The 23478-nt window shown below is 67.1% G+C and carries 26 protein-coding genes and 1 pseudogene; 17 read left to right on the forward strand and 10 right to left on the reverse strand.

Going from position 1 to position 23478, the window contains the following annotated elements; genetic code table 11:
* Nucleotides 1-11 precede the first annotated feature (11 nt).
* The 4 genes from proS (at nucleotide 12) to TSO5_RS08540 (ending at nucleotide 4421) form a co-directional block, all read left to right on the forward strand.
* The gene (proS, locus tag TSO5_RS08525) at nucleotides 12-1325 is read left to right on the forward strand and encodes a proline--tRNA ligase (protein ID WP_109151187.1); all 1314 of its coding nucleotides are present in this window, start codon (nucleotides 12-14) and stop codon (nucleotides 1323-1325) included.
* 137 nt (nucleotides 1326-1462) lie between these two features.
* Nucleotides 1463-2710: a lipoprotein-releasing ABC transporter permease subunit gene (locus tag TSO5_RS08530; RefSeq protein ID WP_109151188.1), complete on the forward strand. Its 1248-nt coding sequence runs from the start codon at nucleotides 1463-1465 to the stop codon at nucleotides 2708-2710.
* Complete coding sequence (locus tag TSO5_RS08535; RefSeq protein WP_109151189.1) at nucleotides 2703-3443, forward strand: ABC transporter ATP-binding protein; 741 nt, start codon at nucleotides 2703-2705, stop codon at nucleotides 3441-3443. The genes TSO5_RS08530 and TSO5_RS08535 overlap by 8 nt, the downstream gene beginning before the upstream one ends.
* Before the next feature lie 120 nt (nucleotides 3444-3563).
* The gene (locus TSO5_RS08540; protein ID WP_109151190.1) at nucleotides 3564-4421 is read left to right on the forward strand and encodes a dienelactone hydrolase family protein; all 858 of its coding nucleotides are present in this window, start codon (nucleotides 3564-3566) and stop codon (nucleotides 4419-4421) included.
* Nucleotides 4422-4537: 116 nt separating this feature from the next.
* Here the strand turns inward: TSO5_RS08540 and TSO5_RS08545 are convergent, their stop codons facing one another.
* The gene (locus TSO5_RS08545) at nucleotides 4538-5113 is read right to left on the reverse strand and encodes a cysteine hydrolase family protein (RefSeq protein WP_109151240.1); all 576 of its coding nucleotides are present in this window, start codon (nucleotides 5111-5113) and stop codon (nucleotides 4538-4540) included.
* 109 nt (nucleotides 5114-5222) lie between these two features.
* On the opposite strand from TSO5_RS08545, the gene crcB reads away from it, so the two are divergent.
* The 4 genes from crcB to TSO5_RS08565 are packed head-to-tail and all read left to right on the forward strand — an operon-like array spanning nucleotide 5223 to nucleotide 8061.
* The gene (gene crcB, locus TSO5_RS08550; RefSeq protein WP_109151191.1) at nucleotides 5223-5624 is read left to right on the forward strand and encodes a fluoride efflux transporter CrcB; all 402 of its coding nucleotides are present in this window, start codon (nucleotides 5223-5225) and stop codon (nucleotides 5622-5624) included.
* On the forward strand, nucleotides 5624-6676 hold the full coding sequence (locus TSO5_RS08555; RefSeq protein ID WP_109151192.1) for an RluA family pseudouridine synthase: 1053 nt from the start codon (nucleotides 5624-5626) through the stop codon (nucleotides 6674-6676). The genes crcB and TSO5_RS08555 overlap by 1 nt, the downstream gene beginning before the upstream one ends.
* Nucleotides 6676-7362: an HAD-IA family hydrolase gene (locus tag TSO5_RS08560; protein WP_109151193.1), complete on the forward strand. Its 687-nt coding sequence runs from the start codon at nucleotides 6676-6678 to the stop codon at nucleotides 7360-7362. Before TSO5_RS08555 ends, TSO5_RS08560 begins: the two co-directional genes overlap by 1 nt.
* A gap of 3 nt (nucleotides 7363-7365) precedes the next feature.
* Nucleotides 7366-8061 carry an ATP12 family protein gene (locus TSO5_RS08565; RefSeq protein WP_109151194.1) on the forward strand — a complete coding sequence of 232 codons (696 nt, stop codon included), beginning with the start codon at nucleotides 7366-7368 and terminating at the stop codon, nucleotides 8059-8061.
* A gap of 39 nt (nucleotides 8062-8100) precedes the next feature.
* Here the strand turns inward: TSO5_RS08565 and TSO5_RS08570 are convergent, their stop codons facing one another.
* Together TSO5_RS08570 and TSO5_RS08575 are read right to left on the reverse strand one after the other, a co-directional pair.
* Nucleotides 8101-8730: a PRC-barrel domain-containing protein gene (locus TSO5_RS08570; protein ID WP_109151195.1), complete on the reverse strand. Its 630-nt coding sequence runs from the start codon at nucleotides 8728-8730 to the stop codon at nucleotides 8101-8103.
* 117 nt (nucleotides 8731-8847) lie between these two features.
* The gene (locus tag TSO5_RS08575) at nucleotides 8848-9762 is read right to left on the reverse strand and encodes a folate-binding protein YgfZ (protein WP_109151196.1); all 915 of its coding nucleotides are present in this window, start codon (nucleotides 9760-9762) and stop codon (nucleotides 8848-8850) included.
* Between the two features lie 251 nt (nucleotides 9763-10013).
* Between TSO5_RS08575 and TSO5_RS08580 the strand changes: the two genes are divergently transcribed.
* The 5 genes from TSO5_RS08580 (at nucleotide 10014) to TSO5_RS08600 (ending at nucleotide 15298) form a co-directional block, all read left to right on the forward strand.
* Nucleotides 10014-11591 carry an ABC transporter ATP-binding protein gene (locus TSO5_RS08580; protein ID WP_109151197.1) on the forward strand — a complete coding sequence of 526 codons (1578 nt, stop codon included), beginning with the start codon at nucleotides 10014-10016 and terminating at the stop codon, nucleotides 11589-11591.
* Nucleotides 11592-11618: 27 nt separating this feature from the next.
* Nucleotides 11619-12695, forward strand: coding sequence for an ABC transporter permease (locus TSO5_RS08585; RefSeq protein ID WP_109151198.1), 1077 nt, complete (start codon nucleotides 11619-11621; stop codon nucleotides 12693-12695).
* A complete protein-coding gene (locus TSO5_RS08590) occupies nucleotides 12692-13621 on the forward strand; it encodes an ABC transporter permease (RefSeq protein WP_109151199.1) in 930 nt (309 codons plus the stop codon). Before TSO5_RS08585 ends, TSO5_RS08590 begins: the two co-directional genes overlap by 4 nt.
* Nucleotides 13622-13700: 79 nt before the next feature.
* Nucleotides 13701-14777, forward strand: coding sequence for a BMP family ABC transporter substrate-binding protein (locus TSO5_RS08595; RefSeq protein ID WP_109151200.1), 1077 nt, complete (start codon nucleotides 13701-13703; stop codon nucleotides 14775-14777).
* 80 nt (nucleotides 14778-14857) lie between these two features.
* A complete protein-coding gene (locus TSO5_RS08600) occupies nucleotides 14858-15298 on the forward strand; it encodes a DUF29 domain-containing protein (RefSeq protein ID WP_109151201.1) in 441 nt (146 codons plus the stop codon).
* Nucleotides 15299-15324: 26 nt separating this feature from the next.
* Here the strand turns inward: TSO5_RS08600 and TSO5_RS08605 are convergent, their stop codons facing one another.
* A complete protein-coding gene (locus TSO5_RS08605; RefSeq protein ID WP_109151202.1) occupies nucleotides 15325-15810 on the reverse strand; it encodes a hypothetical protein in 486 nt (161 codons plus the stop codon).
* Nucleotides 15811-15941: 131 nt separating this feature from the next.
* On the opposite strand from TSO5_RS08605, the gene TSO5_RS08610 reads away from it, so the two are divergent.
* Nucleotides 15942-16640 carry a phosphatidylserine decarboxylase gene (locus TSO5_RS08610; protein ID WP_244560841.1) on the forward strand — a complete coding sequence of 233 codons (699 nt, stop codon included), beginning with the start codon at nucleotides 15942-15944 and terminating at the stop codon, nucleotides 16638-16640.
* Complete coding sequence (locus TSO5_RS08615) at nucleotides 16637-17557, forward strand: phosphatidylcholine/phosphatidylserine synthase (RefSeq protein ID WP_109151203.1); 921 nt, start codon at nucleotides 16637-16639, stop codon at nucleotides 17555-17557. The genes TSO5_RS08610 and TSO5_RS08615 overlap by 4 nt, the downstream gene beginning before the upstream one ends.
* Before the next feature lie 16 nt (nucleotides 17558-17573).
* Here the strand turns inward: TSO5_RS08615 and TSO5_RS08620 are convergent, their stop codons facing one another.
* Nucleotides 17574-17921, reverse strand: coding sequence for a hypothetical protein (locus tag TSO5_RS08620; protein WP_109151204.1), 348 nt, complete (start codon nucleotides 17919-17921; stop codon nucleotides 17574-17576).
* Nucleotides 17922-18246: 325 nt separating this feature from the next.
* Between TSO5_RS08620 and TSO5_RS08625 the strand changes: the two genes are divergently transcribed.
* The gene (locus tag TSO5_RS08625; RefSeq protein ID WP_109151205.1) at nucleotides 18247-18402 is read left to right on the forward strand and encodes a DUF3309 family protein; all 156 of its coding nucleotides are present in this window, start codon (nucleotides 18247-18249) and stop codon (nucleotides 18400-18402) included.
* 22 nt (nucleotides 18403-18424) lie between these two features.
* On the opposite strand, the gene TSO5_RS08630 is transcribed toward TSO5_RS08625, so the two are convergent.
* Complete coding sequence (locus tag TSO5_RS08630; RefSeq protein ID WP_109151206.1) at nucleotides 18425-18670, reverse strand: hypothetical protein; 246 nt, start codon at nucleotides 18668-18670, stop codon at nucleotides 18425-18427.
* A gap of 160 nt (nucleotides 18671-18830) precedes the next feature.
* On the opposite strand from TSO5_RS08630, the gene TSO5_RS08635 reads away from it, so the two are divergent.
* Nucleotides 18831-19310, forward strand: coding sequence for a CYTH domain-containing protein (locus TSO5_RS08635; RefSeq protein WP_109151207.1), 480 nt, complete (start codon nucleotides 18831-18833; stop codon nucleotides 19308-19310).
* Between the two features lie 65 nt (nucleotides 19311-19375).
* Here the strand turns inward: TSO5_RS08635 and TSO5_RS08640 are convergent, their stop codons facing one another.
* From TSO5_RS08640 to TSO5_RS08650, 4 genes and pseudogenes are all read right to left on the reverse strand, one after another.
* Complete coding sequence (locus tag TSO5_RS08640; protein ID WP_109151208.1) at nucleotides 19376-21781, reverse strand: HAMP domain-containing methyl-accepting chemotaxis protein; 2406 nt, start codon at nucleotides 21779-21781, stop codon at nucleotides 19376-19378.
* A 120-nt stretch (nucleotides 21782-21901) separates the two neighbouring features.
* On the reverse strand, nucleotides 21902-22642 hold the full coding sequence (locus TSO5_RS33780; protein ID WP_348981053.1) for a sterol carrier protein domain-containing protein: 741 nt from the start codon (nucleotides 22640-22642) through the stop codon (nucleotides 21902-21904).
* Between the two features lie 48 nt (nucleotides 22643-22690).
* A pseudogene (locus TSO5_RS33635) lies at nucleotides 22691-23035 on the reverse strand (GNAT family N-acetyltransferase); the annotation flags it as partial.
* 58 nt (nucleotides 23036-23093) lie between these two features.
* Nucleotides 23094-23420 (reverse strand): hypothetical protein, encoded by a 327-nt coding sequence (locus TSO5_RS08650; protein WP_109151209.1) that lies wholly within the window; start codon nucleotides 23418-23420, stop codon nucleotides 23094-23096.
* Between the last annotated feature and the right edge of the window lie 58 nt (nucleotides 23421-23478).

Raw genomic sequence — 23478 nt, forward strand, 5'->3', positions numbered from 1 at the left:
AGAGCAGAGCCATGCGGCTGTCCAGCTTCTTCATGCCGACCCTCAACGAGACCCCGACCGAGGCGCAGATCGTCTCGCACCGCCTGATGCTGCGGGCCGGGATGATCCGCCAGACCAGCGCCGGCATCTATGCCTGGCTGCCGCTGGGCTATCGGGTTCTGCGCAAGATCGAGCAGATCGTCCGCGAAGAGCAGGACGCCGCCGGTGCGCAGGAACTGCTGATGCCGACCATCCAGTCGGCCGATCTGTGGCGCGAGAGCGGTCGTTACGACGATTACGGCAAGGAGATGCTGCGCATCACCGACCGTCACGATCGCGAGATGCTGTTCGGCCCGACGAACGAGGAGATGATCACCGACATCTTCCGCTCCTTCGTCAAGAGCTACCGCCAGTTGCCGCTGAACCTCTACCATATCCAGTGGAAGTTCCGTGACGAGATCCGCCCGCGCTTCGGCGTGATGCGCGGCCGCGAATTCCTGATGAAGGACGCCTATTCCTTCGACATCGATGCGGACAGCGCGCGCCGTTCGTATCAGAAGATGTTCCTGGCCTATCTGCGCACCTTCGCCCGCATCGGGCTGAAGGCGATCCCGATGCGTGCCGACACCGGCCCGATCGGCGGCGACCTGAGCCACGAATTCATCATCCTGGCCGAGACCGGCGAGAGCGGCGTCTTCTGCCACAAGGACTGGATGACCCTGGACGTGCTGAAGGACGCCCCCGGCATCGAGGACGACCTGCAGCCCTTCTTCGACCGCGTCACCGGCATCTATGCGGCGACCGACGAGAAGCACGACCCGGCCAACAGCCCGGTGCCGGAGTCGGATCTGGTGTCGGCCCGCGGCATCGAGGTCGGCCACATCTTCAACTTCGGCACCAAATACTCCAAGCCGATGAACGCGGTGGTCGCCGGCCCGAACGGCGAATCGATCCCGGTGGAGATGGGCAGCTACGGCATCGGCGTGTCGCGTCTGATGGGTGCGATCATCGAGGCCAGCCACGATGACAACGGCATCATCTGGCCGGACGCCGTCGCGCCCTTCAACGTCGGCCTGATCAACCTGAAGTCCGGCGACGCCGAGACCGACCGCGTCTGCGCCGAGCTGTATGCGAAGCTGGAATCGGCCGGCCTGGAGGTCGCCTATGACGACCGCGACGAGCGTCCCGGCGCCAAGTTCGCCGACATGGACCTGATCGGCGTTCCTTGGCAGCTGGTCGTCGGCCCGCGCGGCCTGAAGAACGGTGTCGTCGAACTGAAGCGCCGCGCCACCGGCGAGAAGGAAGAGCTGCCGGTCAAGGCGGCGCTGGCGAAGCTGCTGGGCTGATCGGCTTAGCTCGAAGAGGAAGCCCGGATCGCCCAAGTCGGCGATCCGGGCTTTGCCCTTTTCCCGCCACGCTCACGTTCTTATCTAGGGCATCGTTTCCGCCCGCCCACAGGGCCTCCCCACAGGATCCCAGCCGCATGATCTTCAACGCCTTCGAACGCATGGTCGCGATGCGTTACCTTCGGGCGCGCCGCCAGGAAGGGTTCATCTCGGTCATCGCGGGGTTCTCGTTGCTGGGCATCGCGCTCGGCGTGGCGACGCTCATCATTGTCATGGCGGTGATGAACGGCTTCCGGGCAGAGCTGCTGGGCCGGGTGCTCGGTCTGAACGGGCATCTCAACGTCTACAGTTCACGAGGCGGGCCGCTGCCGGACTTCGACATTCTGGCCGGCAAGCTGCGCAACACGCCGGGCGTGGTCAACGTCACCCCGACGGTCGAGGGGCAGGCGCTGGTGTCGGTGCGCGGCGCGGCGTCGGGTGCCGTCATCCGCGGCGTGCGGGCGGAGGATTTCAAGGTGCGACCGACGCTCGCCAACAACGTCATCCGCGGTTCGGTCGATGAGTTCGGCGAGGACCGCGTCGCCATCGGCGTGCGCATGGCCCAACGGCTGGGGCTGTCGGTCGGCGACCAGATCACGCTGATCGCACCCCAGGGCAACGTCACCGCTTTTGGCACCGTGCCGCGGATGCGCAGCTACCCGATCGGCGCAATCTTCGACGTCGGCATGTTCGAATACGACAACAGCTTCATCTTCCTGCCGCTGGAGGAGGCGCAGGCCTTCTTCCGCACCGGCGACGCCGTGACCTCGCTGGAGGTCTTCGTGAGCGACCCGATGCAGATCGCGTCCGCCCGCGCCGCCGTTCAATCGGCGGTCGCCGGGGAGGGCAGGGTGGTCGACTGGCAGCAGTCGAACGCCAGCTTCTTCACGGCGCTGCAGGTCGAACGCAACGTGATGTTCCTGATCCTGTCGCTGATCATCATGGTCGCCGCCTTCAACATCATCTCCAGTCTGATCATGCTGGTGAAGGACAAGGGGCGCGACATCGCGATCCTGCGCACCATGGGGGCGACGCGCGGCATGATCATGCGCATCTTCTTCCTGTCCGGCGCCAGCGTCGGGGTGACGGGGACCTTGCTGGGTCTCGCGCTCGGCGTGTCCTTCGCGCTGAACATCGAGAGCATCCGGCAGGTCATCCAGGGGCTGACCGGCACCAACCTGTTCAATGCCGAGATCTATTTCCTGTCCCACCTGCCTGCGAAGATCGACTGGAGCGAGGTCATTCAGGTGACGCTGATGGCGCTGGGCCTGTCCTTCGCCGCCACCATCTACCCGTCCTGGCGCGCCGCCCGGCTCGACCCGGTGGAGGCCCTGCGCTATGAGTGACGCGGTTATGCAGCCGATGCTGGAACTGAAGGGCATCGTCCGCCGCTTCGAACAGGCGGGCGAGACGCTGGAGGTGCTGCGCGGGGTCGACCTGACCGTCGGCGCCGGCGAGCTGGTGGCGCTGGTCGGCCCGTCGGGTGCCGGCAAATCGACGCTGCTGCACATCGCCGGCCTGCTGGAACGGCCGACCGACGGCGTCGTGCGCATCGCCGGCACCGACGTGTCCAACCTGGACGACGGCAAGCGGACCGAGGTGCGGCGCCGCTCCATCGGCTTCGTCTACCAGTTCCACCACCTGTTGCCGGAGTTTTCGGCGCGGGAGAACATCGTCCTGCCGCAGATGATCGCCGGCGTGTCGAAGTCGGTCGCCCGGCAGCGCGCGGACGAGCTTCTGCGCATGGTCGGGCTGGAGCAGCGCGGCACCCACCGGCCGGCCCGCCTGTCCGGTGGCGAGCAGCAGCGCGTCGCCATCGCCCGTGCGCTGGCCAACGCCCCGTCGCTGCTGATCGCCGACGAGCCGACCGGCAACCTCGATCCCCACACGGCGGAGCATGTCTTCGCCATGCTGTCGGCCATCGTCCGGCAGGCCAAGGTCGGCGCCCTGGTGGCGACCCACAATCTGGACCTCGCCCGCCGCATGGACCGGGTTCTGGAGATGCGCGACGGGCATCTGGTGGAATATCAGCCGTCGGAACTGGTGCCGCTGAGCGAGGTCGCGCCGGAAGCATCATAAGAAGCGTCATAGACCGAAAGCGGAACCTCCCCCTGGTTGCCAAGCCGGCGCGGCGCCCCCACTCTCATGCGCGACCGCACCGGCTGAGCTGCGGCACCGACAAGACAGGGGGCATCGGGGATGGACCAGCGGATCATCGACCTCTACGACGAATACACCCACGCGCCGTTGCCGCGTCGGGTCTTTTTGGAACGGCTGGCAGCAATGGCTGGCGGTGTGGCGGCGATCCCCGCGATCCTGGCGGCGATCGAGCCGAACTATGCCCGCGCCGCCATCGTCGGTGAGGACGACACCCGTCTGGCCGCGGAAAAGATCAGCTTCCAGGGGGCGACCGGCGACGTGTCCGGCTATCTCGCCCGGCCGAAGCTGATCGACAAGGCTCCGGCGGTGCTGGTCATCCACGAGAATCGCGGCCTGAACGCCTATGTCGAGGATGTCACCCGCCGCCTTGCCACCGAAGGCTTCGTGGCGATGGCGCCGGACCTGCTGTCGCCGCTGGGCGGTACGCCGCAGGATGCCGACAAGGCCCGCGACCTGATCGGCCAGCTCGACGCCGACAAGACGGTCAACAACCTCGTCGCGGCCATGAGTTATCTGATGGCCTACCGCTATTCCTCGGCCAAGGTCGGGGCGGTCGGCTTCTGCTGGGGCGGCGGCATGATCAACCGGCTGGCGATCAAAGCGCCCGACCTGAAGGCCGGCGTCGCCTTCTACGGCCCGACTCCCGACCCGGCGCTGGTCGGTACGGTGAAGTCGCCGCTGCTTCTGCACTATGCCGGGCTGGACCAGCGCGTGAACGCCGGCATCCCCGCTTACGACGAGGCGCTGAAGAAAGCCGGCGTCGAGCATCAGATTTACGTGTACGAGGGCGTCAACCACGCCTTCCATAACGACACCTCGGCCGAACGCTACAACAAGGATGCCGCCGATCTGGCCTGGAAGCGGACGGTGGAGTTTTTGAAGGCGAAGCTGGCGTAGGGGGTGCTCTTGCCCCCTCCCTAGCCCTCCCCCGCCTCTGGCGGGAGAGGGAACTCCGCCGCTCTTGCGCTTAACTCCCTCTCCCGCGAAGCGGGGGAGGGTCGGGGAGAGGGCAATCACTCCAACAGTTCCGCCGTCTCCACCACCGTCGCATACTCTCCGTCCATGTTGGCGAGCGACAGGTCATGGACCTCTTCGGCCGTGCGCAGCCTCCCCGATCGGTCTTTCCTGGCGAAGGTGAAGCAGGCGTCGGCCGCCAGACGCACGTCGTAGCCGAGGTTGCCGGCCATCCGCACCGTCGCTTCGACGCTGTTGTTGGTGATGACTCCGGCCACCACCAGCGTGCCGATGCCGCGGGCGCGCAGCCAGTCGTCCAGGCCGGTGCCGATGAAGGCGCTGTTCACCCGCTTGCCGATCACCGTCTCGCCGGGCAGCGGCATCGCCTCGTCCTTGAAGGCGTGGCCAGGGCTGCCGGGGCGGTAGGTGGAGTCGGGCTCCGTCGAATCGTGGCGGATATGGACGATGGGCCGTCCCTCGCGCCGCCACGCGGCCAGCAAGGCCGCGACGCTGGCTTCGGCTTGCGGGTTGTTGCGCGGGCCGAGATGGCTCCAGCGCGGGTCGTCGATGGCCTTTTGCAGGTCGACGAGCAGCAAAGCGGTGTTGGTGGGCAGGGGAATGGGGAGGGTTTCCATGCCGACGATCCTGCCGCGATAGTCCATCGCGTGACAAGTCCGCCGGTTTCTGGCTCTAATCCGGCGCTCGACCCTCGTTTCCCGTTTCAAGCGCTCGTCCGGAGGCGCCGTGCTCGCATCCCCCCTGTCATTGCTCGCCGTTGCCGCCGGAGGTGCCGCCGGATCGGTGGCGCGTTATCTGACGCTGCTGCTGATCGCGCAGTGGGTCGGCACCCGTTTTCCGATGGGGACGATCATCGTCAACGTGATCGGCTGCACGGTGATGGGGGTGCTGTCGGAACTGGCGAGTCTGACATGGTCGCCGTCGCCGGAAATCCGCGCCCTGCTGCTGGTGGGTGTGCTCGGCGGCTTCACCACCTTCTCCTCCTTCACGCTGGACATCGGCGTCCTCGTCGCCCGTGACGAGATCGCCGCGGCGGCGGGATACTTCCTCGCCTCGACGCTGTTCAGCGTGGTGGGCTTCTTTGCCGGCCTGTGGGCCGTGCGTTCTCTTGTTTCGGTGTCCATCTGATGACTGACTCTCCCGATCACGCTGATACCACGTCGACTGAAGCCAAAAGCGACAGCAAGGTCGAAACCCGCATCGTCACGGCCGACGAGGCCGACATGCGGCTCGACCGCTGGTTCAAGCGGCATTTCCCCGACGTGAACCACAGCTACCTGCAAAAGCTGCTGCGCACCGGTCAGGTCCGTGTCGACGGCAAGCGGGCGGAGACGTCGACGCGGTTGGTCGCCAAGCAGGGCGTGCGCATCCCGCCGCTGGCCGCCTGGGCCGCGCCGGTCAGGGGGCCGAGTCAGGGGGCCAGCAAGCCCAAGGGCATGTCGGACAAGCAGATCGCCGAGCTGCAGGCACTGGTGCTCTACCGTGACGCCGATGTCATCGCCATCAACAAGCCGGCCGGTCTGGCGGTGCAGGGCGGCACCGGCACCTCCAAGCATCTGGACGCCATGCTGGACGCCCTGCGCTTCGACGGCAACGAGCGGCCGAAGCTGGTCCACCGGCTGGACAAGGACACCTCGGGCGTGCTGTTGCTGGCCCGCACCACCTTCGCCGCCAGCAAGCTGACGGAGCTGTTCCGCGGCAGTGCCGTGCGCAAGATCTATTGGGCCGTCACCGTCGGCGTGCCGACGCCCTACCAGGGCAAGATCGACCTCGCGCTGGCCAAGGAAGGCGGCCCGCATGGCGAGCGCGTGGCCGAGAACAAGGAAGAGGGCAAGCGCGCCGTCACCGTCTATTCGGTGCAGGAGAATGTCGGCAAGCAGGCGGCCTTCGTCGCCATGTGGCCGCTGACCGGCCGCACCCACCAGCTGCGCGTCCACATGGCCGCCGTCGGCACGCCGATTCTGGGCGACGGCAAATATGCCGGGCAGGGCGCCTTCCTGGCCGGGGCGGAGGTGGCGAAGAAGCTGCACCTGCATGCCCGCCGACTGATCCTGCCGCACCCGCGCGGCGGCAAGACCATCGACGTGACGGCGCCGCTGCCCGACCACATGCAGGCGACCTGGAAGTATTTCGGTTTCAGCCCCAACCTGCGCGACGACCCGTTCGAGGATTTCGAGTGATGGCCCCCTTGGGGAAATCGCCACTGCGTCTCGCGCTGTTCGATTGCGACGGCACGCTGGTCGACAGCCAGTTCGCCATCATCGACGCCATGACCCAGGCCTGGGCCGAGCATGGACTGGGCGAACCCGACCCGGCCGATGTCCGCCGCATGGTCGGCCTGTCGCTGGTGGAGGCGGTGGCCCTGCTGCTGCCGCAACGTGACGCTGACCTGCATGTCGCGGTGGCGGAGAGCTACAAGCGCGCCTTCTCATCCGCCCGCAGCCGCGGCGAGGTGGACGAGCCGCTCTTTCCCGGCATCGTCGACACGCTGGCGGTTCTGGAGGAAGCGGGCGTGCTGCTGGGCGTCGCTACCGGCAAGTCTAGGCGCGGGTTGGACGCGGTGCTGAAGGGGCACGGGCTGACCGGTCGTTTCGTGACGCTGCAGACCGCCGATGTCGGTCCCGGCAAACCGAACCCGCACATGGTGCAGCGTGCGCTGGCGGAGACCGGTGCGGACGAGGCGGCGACGGTTGTGATCGGCGACACGACCTACGACATACAAATGGCCCGCAACGCGCGGGTGCGGTCGGTCGGCGTCTCCTGGGGGTACCATGCGGTGCCGGAGCTGGAGCGGGCCGGGGCCGACCGCATCGTCCACCGCGGGCGTGACGTCGCCACCGCGGTGCTGGAGCTTTTGGAAGGGTAAGCGATGAAGCGTTTCTACAAGGCGGCGGGCGTCGGCGAGACCGAGAGCGGCTTTCAGGTCGAGCTGGATGGCCGTCCGGTGCGCAGCCCGGCCAAGGCGCCGCTGGTCTTCTCCAGCCGGCCGCTGGCCCAGGGCGTGGCCGACGAATGGGCGGCGCAGGGCGACCAGATCGACGCCCATTCCATGCCGCTGATGCAGCTGTCGAGCACCGCCGTTGACCTGATCCCGGCCAAGCGGCCGGACATCGTCCAGGCCATCAGCGCCTATGCCGGCACCGACCTGCTGTGCTATCGCGCCGAACACCCCCAGCCGCTGGTGGAACGGCAGGCACAGCTCTGGCAGCCGCTGCTGGATTGGGCGGCGCTGACCTATGACGCGCCGCTGCATGTCTGCGCCGGGCTGATGCCGAAGCCGCAGCCGGAGGAGGCGCTGGGCGCCCTGCGCCGGGTGGTGGAGCGGACCGACGACTGGTACCTGTCGGCGCTGCAGACCGCGACCGGCGTCTGCGGGTCGATCGTCGTGGCGCTGGCCCTGCTGGAAGGCCGCCTCAGCGCCGAAGAGGCGTTCGAGGTTTCGCAGCTGGACGAAACCTATCAGATCGAGCAATGGGGCGAAGACGCCGAGGCCACGAAGCGCCGCGCAAACGTGCGCGCGGAGATCGTGGCCTGCAGACGGTTCGTGGATTTGCTGCGGGGGTGAGGTGTGGGGGTGTCAGACCCCCACACCGTTTGGAACCCCTTACTTCGTGGTGGTGGTGCCGGTCGTCGAACCGCTGGTGGTCGAACCGGCGGTCGGGGCGGCGCCCGGCGCGACCTTCTCGGTCTCCGCCGGCTTGCGGCTCTTGTTCAGCGACGTCATGGTGTCGTCGTACTTGAACTCCGGCATCGCCTTCACGTCGTCGCGGCTCATGCCGGCCAGGTTCAGGCGGTTGTTCTGCGAATCCCAGTTGGCGGCGCTGTAATCGACGGCGACCTGCTTCTCGCCGATGCCGAGGAAGCCGCCCGAGCTGATGACCAGCTGCTTGGCCTTGCCGTTGGCGTCGAGGATGACGTCCTCGATTTCGCCGATCTTGTTGTTGTCGCGGCCGTAGACGTTCTTGCCGATCAGCTCGTCGGCACTGGCCAGCTGGCCGCCCAGGCCGCCGGACGTGGCGGCGCTGCCGGACGTCATGCTGTCAGACTTGGTGGCGTCCGACTTCATCGTATCCGACTTCGTCGTGCCGGTCTTGGTGCCGTCCGGGGCTGCGGTGTTGGACATGCTGGAGGTGGAGGAAGACGGATTGCCCACGGTCGGCGAAGTGGTCTGTGCGACGGCGGCTCCGGTCATGAGAGCCAGCGAAGCGGCGGTAGCGATCAGGATGCGACGCATGGGGGTGGCTCCTTTGTCGTTGTGTCGAGAACACGAGGTTCGTGTGTCGAGAGACATCGGAACAACAGCGACGGAGCCCGTTTTATTTCACCTTCCGGGAATTCTTTTGGTGAGGGACTACCCCTTTGAGGTGTGGTCCCAGTCCGGTTCGTGCGGAATCAGCGTCACCGGACCGGCCTGGAAGGTCAGACCATTTTCGGCCGCGCGCTGCACATCCTCCAGCCGCAGCAGGGCGAGCGCGGCACCATCGCGGGCACTGCGGATCTCGCCGGCATCCTTGCCGTCCAGCGTCACCGGAGTTCCCGATTCCGGCGCCGTGCCGTCGAAGGTGACGGGGAACAGCTTCTTCTTGATGAGGGCGCGGTATTTGGTGCGGGCGGTCAGCTCCTGCCCCATGTAGCAGCCCTTGTCCCAGGAAATGGCGTTCAGCGCGTCCATCCGGCTTTCCAGCGGGATCGACTTCTCCGGGATCAGGTCCAGCGTGCCGTCGGGCACGCCGAGCGACAGGCGCAGCCGGTCGTAGTCCGCAACGTCCCGTCGCGCCAATCCGGCCGACTCCAGTACCGCCAGCCCGTCGGCAGGCAGGAACAGGCGGGCGCCCAAGGCCGGCAGCCGCGGATCGGTGAAGGCGACGCCGCCGGCGAAGGGCCGCGCCGCGCCCGGTTCGGCCGGCAGACCCAGCGCCTCCAGCGCCCCGTCCCCGAAGGCCGCGACCACGCGCAGCCGGTCCGCCCGGTCTTCCAGGGCGATCTTCGACCGCAGCTTGTACATCTTCAGCCGCCGCAGCAGATCGGCGCGCCGGTCCGTTTCCGGATCCAGCAGCAGGACGGCGTCCTCGCCGCCATCCGACTCGACGATGCTGAAATCATGCAGGAACTTGCCCTGCGGGGTCAGGAACAGGGCATAGGCGGCATGGTCGGGCGTGACCCGCAGCACGTCGTTGGACACCAGCCCCTGCAGGAAGGCCTTGCGGTCCTCGCCCGAAACCGCCACCACGCTCCGCTGGTCCAGCACTGCGTAACCCGCCGACATCCTCGCCTCCCCATCACTCGATAGCCTGAAGTGTTGGGCCGAACGGGTCCGCTGGCAAGAGTCTGCCGCGTTGCGGAAGGCTGGGTTGCGGCTGCCGACTGTGGCATGATGACCAAAGCGGCAGATGCATCACCGTTGGGCAGAGGATCGGTTGTTGACGGCCGGTGGTGCCGCCGGATTACTCTGTTGGTAGCGGTGGCATGGCTTTGGCAATGCCATGCAGGTTTGACCTTTTCCCGGATTGCTCCCCCTTGCCTTCGCACGCCGAGACCTCACCCCCGGACGCTCCGCCGCCCCGTTTGGAGCTGCGCGGCATCACCAAGCGATTCCCGGGCTGCCTGGCCAACGACCATGTCGACCTCGTGCTGCAGCCGGGCGAGATCCATGCGCTGCTGGGCGAGAACGGGGCCGGCAAGTCCACCCTGGTCAAGATGATCTACGGGGTGCTGCACCCCGATTCCGGCACGATGCTGTGGCAGGGGGTGGAGACGACGGTGCCCGATCCGGCCGGCGCCCGCCGGCTCGGCATCGGCATGGTGTTCCAGCATTTCTCGCTGTTCGACACCCTGACGGTGACGGAGAACATCGCGCTCGGCCTCGACAATGCCGGGCCGATGGACCAGCTCGCCGACCGCATCCGCACCGTGTCCGAACGCTATGGGCTGGCGCTCGACCCCGGCCGCCATGTCTTCCACCTGTCGGTGGGCGAGCGGCAGCGGGTGGAGATCGTGCGCTGCCTGTTGCAGGACCCGAAGCTGCTGATCATGGACGAGCCGACCTCGGTCCTGACGCCGCAGGAGGCCGCCAAGCTGTTCGAGACGCTGCGCGTCCTGGCCGCCGAAGGCTGCACGATCCTCTACATCTCGCACAAGCTGGAGGAAATCCGCGCGCTGTGCAGCCGCGCCACCGTTCTGCGCGCCGGCAAGGTGGTGGGTGCCGCCGATCCGCGGCAGGAGACCGCACGCAGCCTCGCCGAGATGATGATGGGGGCGGAGCTGTCCACCCCGGAACGGCCGCCGCAGGGCGCCGCCGGGGCCGCCCGTCTGACGGTGCGCCATCTGTCCACCACCTCCGACAATCCCTTCGCCACCAACCTGAAGGATGTCAGCTTCGAGGTGCGGGCGGGCGAGATCCTGGGCATCGCCGGTGTCGCCGGCAATGGTCAGGCGGAGCTGATGGCGGCGCTGAGCGGCGAAGTGCTGCTGGCCGACGCCGACGCCGTGGTGATCGAGGGCACGTCTGCCGGGCATATGGGGCCGCGGGCACGCCGGGAACTCGGCCTCGCCTTCGTGCCGGAGGAGCGGCTGGGCCGTGGCGCCGTGCCGGAACTGAGCCTGTCGGAGAACGCGCTGCTGTCCGGCTATGCCCGCGAGCCTCTGGTGCGCGGCGGCATGGTCCATTTCGCCCGCGCCCGTGCCTATGCCGAGACCATCATCCGCGGATTCAACGTCGTCGCCCATGGCCATCGGGCGGAAGCGCGGTCGCTGTCCGGCGGCAATCTGCAGAAATTCATCATCGGCCGCGAAATCTTGCAAAAGCCGAAGCTTTTGGTCGTCGGCCAGCCGACCTGGGGCGTCGATGCCGGTGCCGCGGCGGCGATCCACAAGGCGCTGATCGATCTGGCGCGCTCGGGTGCGGCGGTGCTGGTCATCAGCCAGGATCTGGACGAGTTGTTCGTGCTGAGCGACCGGATTTCCGTGCTGTTCCACGGTCGCCTGTCCGACAGCCGGCCGACGCACGAGACGACGGTGGAACGCATCGGCCTGCTGATGGGCGGCCTGTTCGGCACGCCGCCGGACGAAGACGGGGAGATCACGCGTGCGGTCTGATGGTTTTTTGAGCGCCGGAGACGCCGCATGAGCTTTATCCGTCTGGAACCGCGCGGGCAGGCGTCGAAGACCATGGTCTATGCCACGCCGCTGCTGGCGGTGGCGCTGACCCTGTTCAGCGGCTTCATCCTGTTCATGGCGATGGGCTTCGACCCGCTGAAGGCGCTCTATTCCTTCTTCATCGCGCCGCTGACCTCTGTTCGTGGGCTGGGCGAGCTGGTGGTGAAGGCGACGCCGCTGGTGCTCTGCGCCGTCGGGCTCGCCATCGGCTTCCGCGCCAATGTCTGGAACATCGGTGCCGAAGGACAGCTGACGCTGGGCGCAATCACCGGCGGCGGGCTGGCGCTTGCCTTCTATGGCGAGGGCGGCTGGTGGCTGCTGCCGCTGATGGTGATAGGCGGGGCCATCGGCGGGGCGGTGTGGGCTGCGGTGCCGGCCTATCTGCGGCTGCGCTTCAACGCCAGCGAGATCCTGACCAGCCTGATGCTGAACTATGTGGCTCTGCTGCTGCTGAACTATCTGGTCCATGGCCCCTTCCGCGACCCGGACGGCTTCGCCTTCCCCGAATCGCGGCTGTTCGAGGCCGATGCCACGCTGCCGATCCTGTGGGCGGGGACGCGCGTCCATCTGGGGGCGCTCTTCGCCCTGCTGGCCGTGGCCGGCGGCTGGCTGCTGATCGCGCGCACCTTCATCGGCTTCCAGATCAAGGTGATCGGCCTGACCCCGGCCGCCGCCGGCTATGCCGGTTTCGACCAGAAGCGCATCGTCTGGCTGACTCTGCTGCTGTCCGGCGCGCTCGCCGGCATCGCCGGCATGGGCGAGATCGCTGGCCCGATCGGCCAGATCACCGCCAGCATCTCGCCCGGCTACGGCTATACCGCCATCATCGTCGCCTTCCTGGGCCGGTTGCATCCGGTCGGCATCCTGCTGGCGGCGTTGCTGATGGCACTGTCCTTCATCGGCGGCGAGGCGGCGCAGATCGCCATGGGCCTGCCCAAGGCCATCACCGGAGTGTTCCAGGGCATGCTTCTGTTCTTCCTGCTGGCAAGCGACGTGCTGATCCGCTACCGGGTCCGCTTCGGTGCGCGGAGGGCCGCGGCATGAACGACCTCGCCCTGATCGGCCCGATCCTGGCCGCCATGTTCGCCGCCGCGACGCCGCTGCTGTTCGCAGCATTGGGCGAGCTGGTGGTCGAGAAGTCGGGCGTCCTCAACCTGGGTGTGGAGGGCATGATGCTGGTCGGCGCGGTTTGCGGCTTTGCCGTGACGGTGCAGACCGGCAGCGCCACCGCCGGCTTCCTCGTCGCCGCGCTGGCCGGTGCCGCCACCGCCTCGCTGTTCGCCGTGCTGACCCTGTTCCTGCTGGCCAATCAGGTTGCGACCGGCCTCGCGCTCACCCTGTTCGGCGTCGGCTTGTCGGCGCTGATCGGCCAGGGTTTCGTCGGCATCCCGCTGGACGGGCTGCCGAAGCTTTACATCCCCGGCCTGACCGACCTGCCGGTGGTGGGACAGGCGGTGTTCGGCCAGGACGTCATGGTCTATCTGGCGGTGGCCGCCGTGCCGCTGGTGCATCTGTTCCTCTACCGCACCCGCGCCGGTCTGGTGCTGCGCGCGGTCGGGGAGAACCACACGGCCGCCCACGCGCTGGGTTATAAAGTGCTGCGCATCCGCTTCCTGGCGGTGCTGTTCGGCGGGGCCATGGCCGGGCTGGGCGGCGCCTTCCTGTCGATGGACTACACGCCGATGTGGGCGGAGAATATGACGTCGGGACGCGGCTGGATCGCGCTGGCGCTGGTGGTCTTCGCCACCTGGAAGCCGGCGCGCGCCATGCTGGGCGCCTGGCTGTTCGGCGGCGTCACCATCCTGCAACTGCACATTCAGGGGCTGGGCATCGACGTGCCGTCGCAGCTCTTGGCGATGCTGCCGTATCTCGCTACCGTTCTGGTTCTGGTGCTGATTTCGCGGGACGTCGCCCGCATCCGCCTGAACGCGCCGGCCTGTCTGGGAAAACTGTTTCATCCCGATGCTTGACGCGTCGTTTTGAAATCGAAACAACCCCTATATCTAAAGACACTGAAGAACAAGGAGCGTCGACGTGAACAGAAGGACGATGGGCAAGGCGGTGCTGGGCCTGGCCGGTGCCGCGGTCGCGCTGAGCGTGGGCATGGGGTCCGCCTTCGCGCAGGAGAAGCTGAAGGTCGGATTCGTCTATGTCGGCCCGGTCAGCGACCACGGCTACAGCTACCAGCACGATCAGGGCCGTCTGGCCGTGGAGAAGGCGCTGGGCGATAAGGTCACCACCACCTTCGTCGAGAATGTGCCGGAAGGCGCCGACGCGGAGCGCGTGATCGAGCAACTGGCCTCCAGCGGCCACAAGCTGATCTTCACCACGTCCTTCGGCTTCATGAACCCGACGCTGAAGGTGGCCAAGCGCCATCCCGACGTGAAGTTCGAGCACGCCACCGGCTACAAGCGCGCCGAGAACGTCGCCACCTATTCGGGCCGCTTCTATGAGGCCCGCACGGTGGTCGGCGCCATCGCCGGCAAGATGACCAAGTCGAACATCATCGGCTATATCGGCTCCTACCCGATTCCCGAGGTGGTCAGCGGCATCAACGCCTTCACCATCGCGCTGCGCGAGCAAAACCCGAAGGCCGAGGTTCGCGTGGTCTGGGTCAACAGCTGGTACGATCCCGGCAAGGAAGCCGAGGCCGCCAAGGCTCTGGCCGACCAGGGTGCCGACATCATCGTCCAGCACACCGACAGCCCGGCCCCGATCCAGACCGCGCAGGAGCGCGGGCTGTGGTCGGTCGGCCAGTCGTCGGACATGACCCGCTTCGGTCCGAAGTCGCACCTGACCGCGATCGTCGAGGACTGGAACGGCTATTATGTCGACCGCGTCAAGGCGGTGCTGGACGGCACCTGGAAGCCGATCGACACCTGGGGCGGCATCAAGTCCGGCATGGTCGAACTGGCTCCCTACAACCCGGCCATCCCGGCCGATGTCGTGAAGCTGGCCGACCAGATCAAGGCCGACATCGTGTCGGGCAAGCGCCACTCCTTCCAGGGCCCGGTCAAGGATCAGTCCGGCAAGGTCGTGATCCCGGAAGGCAAGTCCGCCACCGACGAGCAGATCCTGAAGATGGACTGGTACGTCGAAGGCGTGCAGGGCAAGGTTCCGAAGTAAGCGCTGCGATCCCATGCGGCGGACCGGGGGTGGAAGCCTCCGGTCCGCCCGTGGGGATCGGCGATGTGGGGAGGTGGGCGATGGACGGAAGCAGCCTCTACGACCGCGATTTCTACGCCTGGGCGAACGAACAGGCCGCCCTGCTGCGGGCCGGCAAGCTCGACGCGGCGGACATCGAGCACATCGCCGAGGAGATCGAGAGCATGGGGCGGAGCGAGAAGCGTGAACTGGTCAACCGCTTGGTCGTTCTGCTCCTTCACCTGCTGAAATGGCGCTATCAGGCGCCGTTGCGTGGCAACAGCTGGCGCCTCAGCATTGAGGAGCAGCGCTATCGGCTTGCCGCCCATTTGCGCGACAATCCGAGCCTCAAGTCATCGCTTGGGGAGTCCGTCGAGGACGCATACCGGCTTTCGTTGATTGCGGCCGAACGCGAAACCGGCATTTCGCGCCGAGTCTTTCCGGCGGAATGCCCGTGGAGCTTCGCCGACATGATGGACGAGTCGTTCTGGCCGGACGCCTGAGCGGCGTCTCCCGACGCCGTCTCGCTCTACAGATACTCGCCCAGCAGCCGCAGGAACGGTCGGGCTTCCTGCAGGACCAGGGTGGTCTGGTGGAACAGGTCCTCAGGCGAGGCGTGGTGTTCCAGGCGGATTTCCGAGAACAGGATGATCTTCTGCCCGCCCTGGACGATGAAGCGGACATGCGGCAGCCCTTCGATCCCGCGCAGGACCGCCAGCAGGGCGCGGCGGCGCTCCGGGGCCTGGGCGGTGTAGGGCACATGACCCACATCGGCCCAGATCTGGCAGATCGACCCGCCGCCGTCCTCCGGTCCCCCTTCCTCTGGCCCCTCATGACGGACGGCGACGTTGAAGGGTAGGCCGTCGGCCATGAAGGTCAGCTTGCAGGGGCGGGGCGGCTTGGCGATGCCCAGCACGCCTTCCGGCGTCACCTCGATCGAACCGGGGTTGATCGGCAGGGCGCCGTCCGGCACTTCGGCCAGCGATTGAATGGTCTTCAGATCGGGAACGGACAAGGCGGCACGCTCGGCTTCTGGGTCGACGGAAACGACAGCATGGGCGCTGGCCGCTAAAATTCTGTAAAGGCTCGGAACGCACGGCTAGAATGGCTGTTCGCTGTGGTCTGAAAATACGAAGAAAGCAGGCGATGTCCGCCATCGATACCGTCGTCGTCCCCATCCACCGTGCCGGCTGGCCCTTCATCGCCGGATTCGCCGTGGTTTCCCTGATCCTCGGTCTCGCCGTCTGGGCGCCGCTCGGCTGGATCGGCCTGGTGCTCACCCTGTGGTGCGCCTATTTCTTCCGCGATCCCGACCGGGTGACGCCGACGCGGCCCGGCCTGTTGGTCAGTCCGGCCGACGGACGCGTCACCATGATCGTCCAGGCCGTGCCGCCGAAGGAGTTGGGCATGGGCGACAAGGCGCTGACCCGGATCAGCGTCTTCCTCAACGTCTTCAACGTCCACGTCAACCGCGTGCCGGCCGACGGCACCATCGTGGCGGCGGAATACCACAAGGGCACCTTCGTCAACGCCGCGCTGGACAAGGCGAGCGACGAGAATGAACGCATGGCCTTCCGCCATCGCCTGCCGGACGGGCGCGAGATCGCCTATGTCCAGATCGCCGGGCTGGTGGCGCGCCGCATCCTGTGGTGGGTGAAGGCCGGGCAGGAGGTGAAGGCAGGCGAGCGCTTCGGCCTTATCCGCTTCGGCAGCCGCACCGACATCTATCTTCCCGACGGCGTCGCCCCGCTGGTCTGCGTCGGCCAGACCGCCATCGGCGGCGAGACGATCCTGGCCGACCTGAACGGCACCGAACCGCAACGGCAGGGGGACGTGCGGCGATGAAACGACCGCCCGTCTTCCGCCAGCAAATCTTCCGCCCGCACCGGGCCCGCCGTCCCGGCCGGCCGCATCCACGGCTGAAAGGGCTGTCGATCAACCACCTGTTGCCGAACGTCCTGACGGTGCTGGCGCTCTGCTCCGGCCTGACGGCGATCCGATTCGCCATGCAGGGGCGGTGGGAGCCGGCGGTCATCGCCATCGTCATTGCAGCCATCCTGGACGCGCTGGACGGCCGCATCGCCCGTCTGCTGAACGGACAGAGCAAATTCGGGGCGGAGTTGGACAGCCTGTCCGACGCCATCAGCTTCGGCGTCGCCCCGGCCTTCATGATGTATCTGTGGGGGCTGAACGGGGCGGGCAGCCTGGGCTGGATCGCCGCCATGGCCTATGCCGTGTGCTGTGCGTTGCGTCTGGCGCGCTTCAACTCGCGTCTCGGCGTGGTCGATCTGCCGCCCTGGGCCTACAACTACTTCACCGGCGTACCGGCGCCGGCCGGTGCCGGCCTCGTGCTGCTGCCGATGATCCTGGGGTTCGAGATCGGGCCGCAATATCCCGGCCATCCGGCGGTCATCGTGCCGTGGACGCTGCTGATCGGCGGGCTGATGGTCAGCACCCTGCCGACCTTTTCCTTCAAGGGCGCGCGGGTTCCGGCCCATTGGGTGGTACCGGCGCTGGCTGGCGTTGGCCTGCTGGCCGCGATGATGGTCAGCCAGCCCTGGTGGACGCTGTCCATCGTCGGCACCGTCTATCTGGTCAGCCTGCCATTCTCCATCGTCCAGTTCCGCAAGCTGCAGCGTGCCGCGGAACTGATGCGAACGGAGATCGAGGAACCGGCTCCCGAGTCGCAGTATCCCGAGCCGCCGGAGTCGCAGGCCACCGAAGCCACGGCCCCCGGGAGTGAGCCAGGGAAGCCGGTCTGACCGGCTTCCCGTTTTCTCATTCCGCCGCAGCCAGTTCCGCCACCAGTTCGGCCGCCGATCCGGTGGCGGCCAGTTCGGCTACGGTAACCCGCGCCACCATCGGGATCTGTCCCAGGCAGCGGCCGATGTGGTCGGTCTCCGCCTGCGGCAGGTCGCCGACCTCCATGGCGATGGCGAGCGTATCGTCGGTCAGCCGGCTGTGCAGGGCCAGCGGGACCAGCCCGCGCTTGGCGACATATTCGAGGATGCGAGGCAGGGTGCCGGGATCGGCGTCGGCGACCAGGGAAAAGGCGACGCGGCGACCGGGCGCGGTAACGCGGGCATCCGAAGCGGATGCGACAGTGGTGTTCATGGTCTTAGACATGGCGTGATCGGGCCTTCAGACGGTTCTGCGGAGTGGACGAGCGAAATCCCCGGCTCTCAAAGGAGAACCGGGCCGCTAATTCGCAGAATGCCGTCGAAGCGATGCACGATCATGGACAGGAGCCTAAGCGGCCTGTCGCCGACAGTCAACAGGGGTGAACTCGCCGAACGGTTGGGCGCGTCGCGTTCGGGGAGTGCCGGAGGAGCACCATTCCCCCTTGGTGGTGGCAAGCGGTCACGTTCGAGCCGGACAGGAACAAAGTCCACGGGACGCCGTTCCGGTCACGCTTGTCCGTCACAAATGCTCCACCAGAAGGGAGAAGGCCATGCTCGGCACTATTCTGCTCATCGTTCTGATTCTGCTGCTTCTCGGTGCCGTTCCGGCCTGGCCGCACAGCCGCGGTTGGGGCTATGGTCCCAGCGGCATCCTCGGCGTGCTGCTGATCGTCCTGATCGTTCTGCTGCTGATGGGCCGGATCTGATCCCCAGCCTGTCTGTCTGATGCTATTTGCCAGATGTGCGGCGGGGCCGGCGGAGCGCAAACATCAGCCATCCGACCGGCCCCAGCATCAGCACCATCACCAACCAGCCGGCGCGTGGCCCGAAGGGGCATCGCGAGCCGGCCGGCGGACGCCAGCCGCCGCCACGGCGCGACAGCGCCACATGCAGAAGCGGCAGCCCATAGAGGGCGAACAGGACCAGCCAGGGAATCCAGGCCCCAGGAGTCCAGGCGGAGAGATCGGCGTTCATCGACCGACGATAGCATCATTCCCAGACCTGTTGCGACCGATCGTCACGTCATGATACGGGCGCATGCAGTCTCGGTTGCGTTCTGCACAGAGCAACGAGGTTGAAGCCGACAGGGACTTTCCGCTAGGGTCGTCGGCGAGTTCGTCCGAAGGGCCTAGCCATGGCACTGGAAATCGAGCGGCGCTTTCTGGTCCGCAAGGATGTCCGGCATCTCTGCCGGGATGGCGTCCGAATCCTCCAGGGATACCTGCCGTCCGACGGCGCCAGCACGGTCCGCGTCCGCATTGCGGAGGACCGCGCCACACTGACCATCAAATCGCTGAAGCGGGGCGCTTGCCGGGATGAGGTGGAACACCCGCTGGCACTGGATTTCGCCTGTCAGCTCCTGCTCCATGGCTGCGAAGGGCGGGTGATCGAAAAGACGCGCTACCGCCACTGCCAGGACGGGCTGTGCTGGGAGATCGACGTCTTCCATGGGGATAATGCCGGGCTGGTGATCGCGGAGGTCGAGTTGGACTCTCCCGACCAGATGGTGCCGCTGCCGGACTGGATCGGTGCGGAGGTCACCACCCTGCGCGCCTACGGCAACTCCGCCCTGTCCCGCGCACCGATCCGGCGCTGGTCGGCCGCTGCGGCCTGACGGCGTGGAGGTCGGGCGTGCGGCTCCGCTGCCGCACGCCTCCTCAAAAAATCAGGATCGAAAAATCAGGCTGTCCGTACCTTGTTCAGGAAGCCCTGGACCTCGCCGCGCAGGCGGTCGGCCTGGGTGGCCAGCGTGCGGCTGGCGGTCAGGACCGCATCGGCGGCGCCGCCGGTCTTGGTGGCGGCGGTGGTCACCTCGGCGATGTTGCGCATCACCTGCTGGGTGCCTTCGGCCGCCTGCTGGACATTCTGGGCGATTTCGCGGGTTGCGCTGCCCTGCTGCTCCATCTCATGAGCGATGTCAGTGACGGTTCCGCTGATGGCGGTCACGGCTTCGGAGATGGTGCGGATGGCGTCCACCGCGCTGGTGGTGGCGGTCTGCATCTCCGCGACCTGGGCGGAGATCTCCTCGGTCGCCTTGGCGGTCTGGCCGGCGAGGTTCTTCACCTCGGTCGCCACCACGGCGAAACCCTTGCCGGCTTCACCGGCGCGGGCCGCCTCGATGGTCGCGTTGAGCGCCAGCAGGTTGGTCTGCTCGGCGATCTCGCCGATCAGGCCGACGACCTGACCGATCCGCTCGGCGGCGAGCGACAGCCCTTCGACGATGCTGTTGGTCTGCACCGCCTTGTCGGCGGCACCCGACGCGGTGGCGGAACTGGCGTTGAGCTGGCGGGAGATCTCGGCGATGGACGCAGACAGCTCCTCCGCCGCCGCCGCGACCGTCTGTACGTTGGCGGTGGCCTGCTGCGAGGCCGTGGCGACCGCGGTGGACTTCGCGGTGGTCAGCGCCGCGTCGGACGACATCTCCTGCGCATCCCGGCCCAGCGAGTTGGCCGATTCGGTCAGCGACATGACCACGCCCGACACCGCCTGTTCGAAGCCGTTGGCGAACTCGTTCATCGTGCGGCGGCGGTCGGCGTCGATCTGGATGCGCATCTCCTCCCGCTCTCGTTCCATCCGCCGCATCTCCAGGGCGTTGTCCTTGAAGATGGTCATGGCGGCGGCCATGTTGCGCAGCTCGTCCTTGCGGTCGCTGCCGGGGACGTCGACCGTCAGGTCTCCTTCGGCCAGCCGGCCCATGGCGCCGGTCATGGCGTGCAACGGGTGGGTGATGGCACGGTCGATGATCCAGGCCATCAGCACGCCGAGGATCAGCGCCACGGCGGCCCCCACGGCGATCACCATCCCGGCGCTTGCGCGTCCGGCTTCGCGGTCGTCGCGCTGCAGGCTGACCAGCCGGCCGACCTGGCCGCTAACCGTGGCGGACGCCTTGGCCATCGCCGCCGATGCCTCGTGCTGCTTGGCGACGGCGGACGACAGCGAGGCGAATTCCGAGTCGAAGGCCCGCGCGGCCTCGGTGATGGCGGCGATCAGCGCACGCCCTTCCTGGTCGACCAGAACGGCGCCGGCCTGTTCTGCAAGCCCCAGGATCTCCTTCACCGCGGTGTCGACCATGGCCTTGGCGTCGGCCGTGCCGGTCAGCAGGAAATCGCGCTGGCCCAGCATCGCGGATTGGGCGCCCTGCACCAGCCGCATCGCCAGACCGCGCAGCATCACCGCCTCGTTCACCTCGCTCTGGGCGTATTTGGAGGCCTCGCTCAGGGCCTCGGTCACCATCGCCTGATTCTGCTGCAACTCCACCGCGCGCTCCTGCACGCCGCGCGCGGCCTCGTCGAGCCCGGTGGCCACCCCCGCCTCGGTGAGCGCCGCGACGCCCTTGCCGCGCAGGGCCTTGACGGTATCGTGATAGGCGCGGGCATCGCCGGCGATCCGGGCGGCGAGTTCCTCGTCATTGGTGCCGACGAGGTCCTTGGCGACGGTGTCGGTGGTCTCCACCAGTTCGTCCAGCGCCGCCACGATGCGGTCGGCCAGCGCCTCGTCGGTGTTGCGGCGGAGTTCGCTCTGCTGGCGCCGGACTTCCAGAACCCGTTCGATCACACGGTTCGCGCGCTCGGCCGTGTCCATGCTGTGGCGCAGCTCGGTATCGGCGCCGCGCTTGCTGGCCATGTTCAGGTCATAGCGTTCGGACTGCTGCTTGCCGATCTTTTCGGCGATCTCACGCAGCGCGCGGGCGCGCGTTTCCATGCTGGCGGTGCGGGCGTGCGCCTCGCCGTCCTGTGCGACGAAATTGGCGAAGGCGCCACGGTAGCCGTCGATGCCGGACAGAACCTCGTCCAGCAGACGCCGGCCCTCGCCCTCGGTCAGGGCGGCGCGGGTTTCCTGCGCTTCGCTCTGCAGGGCGTCCAGCATTCCCGGAACATTGGCCGCGGCCTTGGCATCGCGTTCGGTGACGAAGCGCGCCTCCTCCAGCCGGACCGACTTCAGCCGGGTGTCGAGGTCGGCGGTGTGTGACGCCAAATCGACCCGCTCGGCATAGGTGCTCAGGCTGTTCCAGCCGACGAACGCCACGCCCACGGTCAGCAGCAGCACGGCGGCGAAGCCAAGCGCGATCCGCGTTCCGATCGTCATGGATTTTGGACTCCCCGATGGCATCGCCTGTGCGGCGACCCTTTTCTCCCGATCATTGGGACGATTGAACCACAGCTCGGTTAACGTCCGGTTTGATTCAGGTCAGGAAACCCACTTATTTCAGAAGCGGTCGGGCATCCACGAGGGTGCGCCGCAAAATATGCGCTGCAACCGGTCGATCATCTTTTCTTCACCATGAAGCAAACCGGCTCTCCACAATGAACGAGCGCTTGTATGGCCTGTGAACAGACTGGCGAAGGCGGCGCCCCCCAGGCGGATCGGCGGTTCAATGACTTGCTCCATTTCGGAGATATTTCCCCTGCATTGAGCAACCTCAAGGTGATACTTCCTGCGGTTACCGTGATTTAAATTATCTTTTATCTCAAAAGTGGCAGATTCCGACAGGCCGGCGGGATAGCCCCGGGCCTCCAGCGACAGCGCTATATCGAGCGGGCGGATCAGCCACTCCTCGCGCATTTCCAGCGTCACGCCGTCTCCGGCCATCAGCGCCAGCGTGTCATCGGGGCCGCCGCGCCAGGTCACCCGGTCGACCTGGGCGCGGAATCCGGCCAGCAGTGCCATGGCGGGCTCCAGCGCCCGCGGCGAGGGCAGGCAGGCATCAGCGACGGCAAGCCGCCGGTCCTGCGGCGGCGTCACCGCGATATAGCCGTCGTCGTTGCGGAAGAGGTCGGCCGGTTCGCCATCGGGGCAGAGGGCGAGCGTCCACAGTGCCTCCGTCCGTTCCGGCAGGCCGTTCTGCTCCGCCAGCATCGGCCGGCGGAGCATCGCCAATGGCGCGGCATCGAGCGGATCCGCGGGCAGGATGGAGGCTGCGGTCGTCCCGGCTTGTGCGAAGGCCATCGGCGGGGCGCTCCAGCGGCAGGTAACGCCGCCGCGGCCGAAGCCGAGTCGCTGGTAAAAGGGTAGGGTTGCCGGGCAGAGGACCGAAAGCGCCGCCCCGGCATTCCGCCCTTCCATCATCAGGGCCCGCATCAATGCGCTGCCATGACCGGCGCCGCGCAGGGACGGGTCGACCGCCACCATGGCGATGGCCTGCACCGGAACCGGGCGTCCGCCGAACCACTGGTCCATCATCCAGTGCGCGGCACAGGCGGCCAGTACGGTTCCCGTGGCTCGTGGAACTCTCAGAACGCGGATGCTGTCGATGCCGAACAGCCCGGCATAGCGGTCGAACAGATCGCGCGACAGCCCGAAACCGAGCCGCGCGAGGCGTGCGACGTCGCTCAGTTCGTCCGGATGGGCCGGGCCATACCCGTGATGTGGAGCGGGGAGGGAGACGGCCGTCCTCCGATCATTCGGCGGCGGGCGGGACCGCGGCGACGCGGGTCGGGATCAGCGCGGCGAGGATGCGCGACTGCTCGTCCAGGCGGCCTTCCATACGGCTGATGCGTTCGCCCTGATTGTGGACGGTGACCTGCAGGTCTTTGAGGCGGTGGTCCATGCCATCAAGGCGCTGGTCGACGCCATCAAGCCGCTGCTCTACCCGGTCGAGGCGCTGTTCCACCTTGTCGAGACGCTGTTCTACACGATCAAGGCGCTGTTCCACCCGCTCGAACTTCCCGTCGAAGTGGGTCTTCAGATCCAGGATCGCGTTCAGAATTTCGGCATTGTTCGACATGCACGCCTCCGCAGGAATGATAGCGCAACAGCGCGGGCGGCGACAAGGTAAGCGGAGA

The organism is Azospirillum sp. TSO5, assembly GCF_003116065.1.
GTDB lineage: Bacteria > Pseudomonadota > Alphaproteobacteria > Azospirillales > Azospirillaceae > Azospirillum.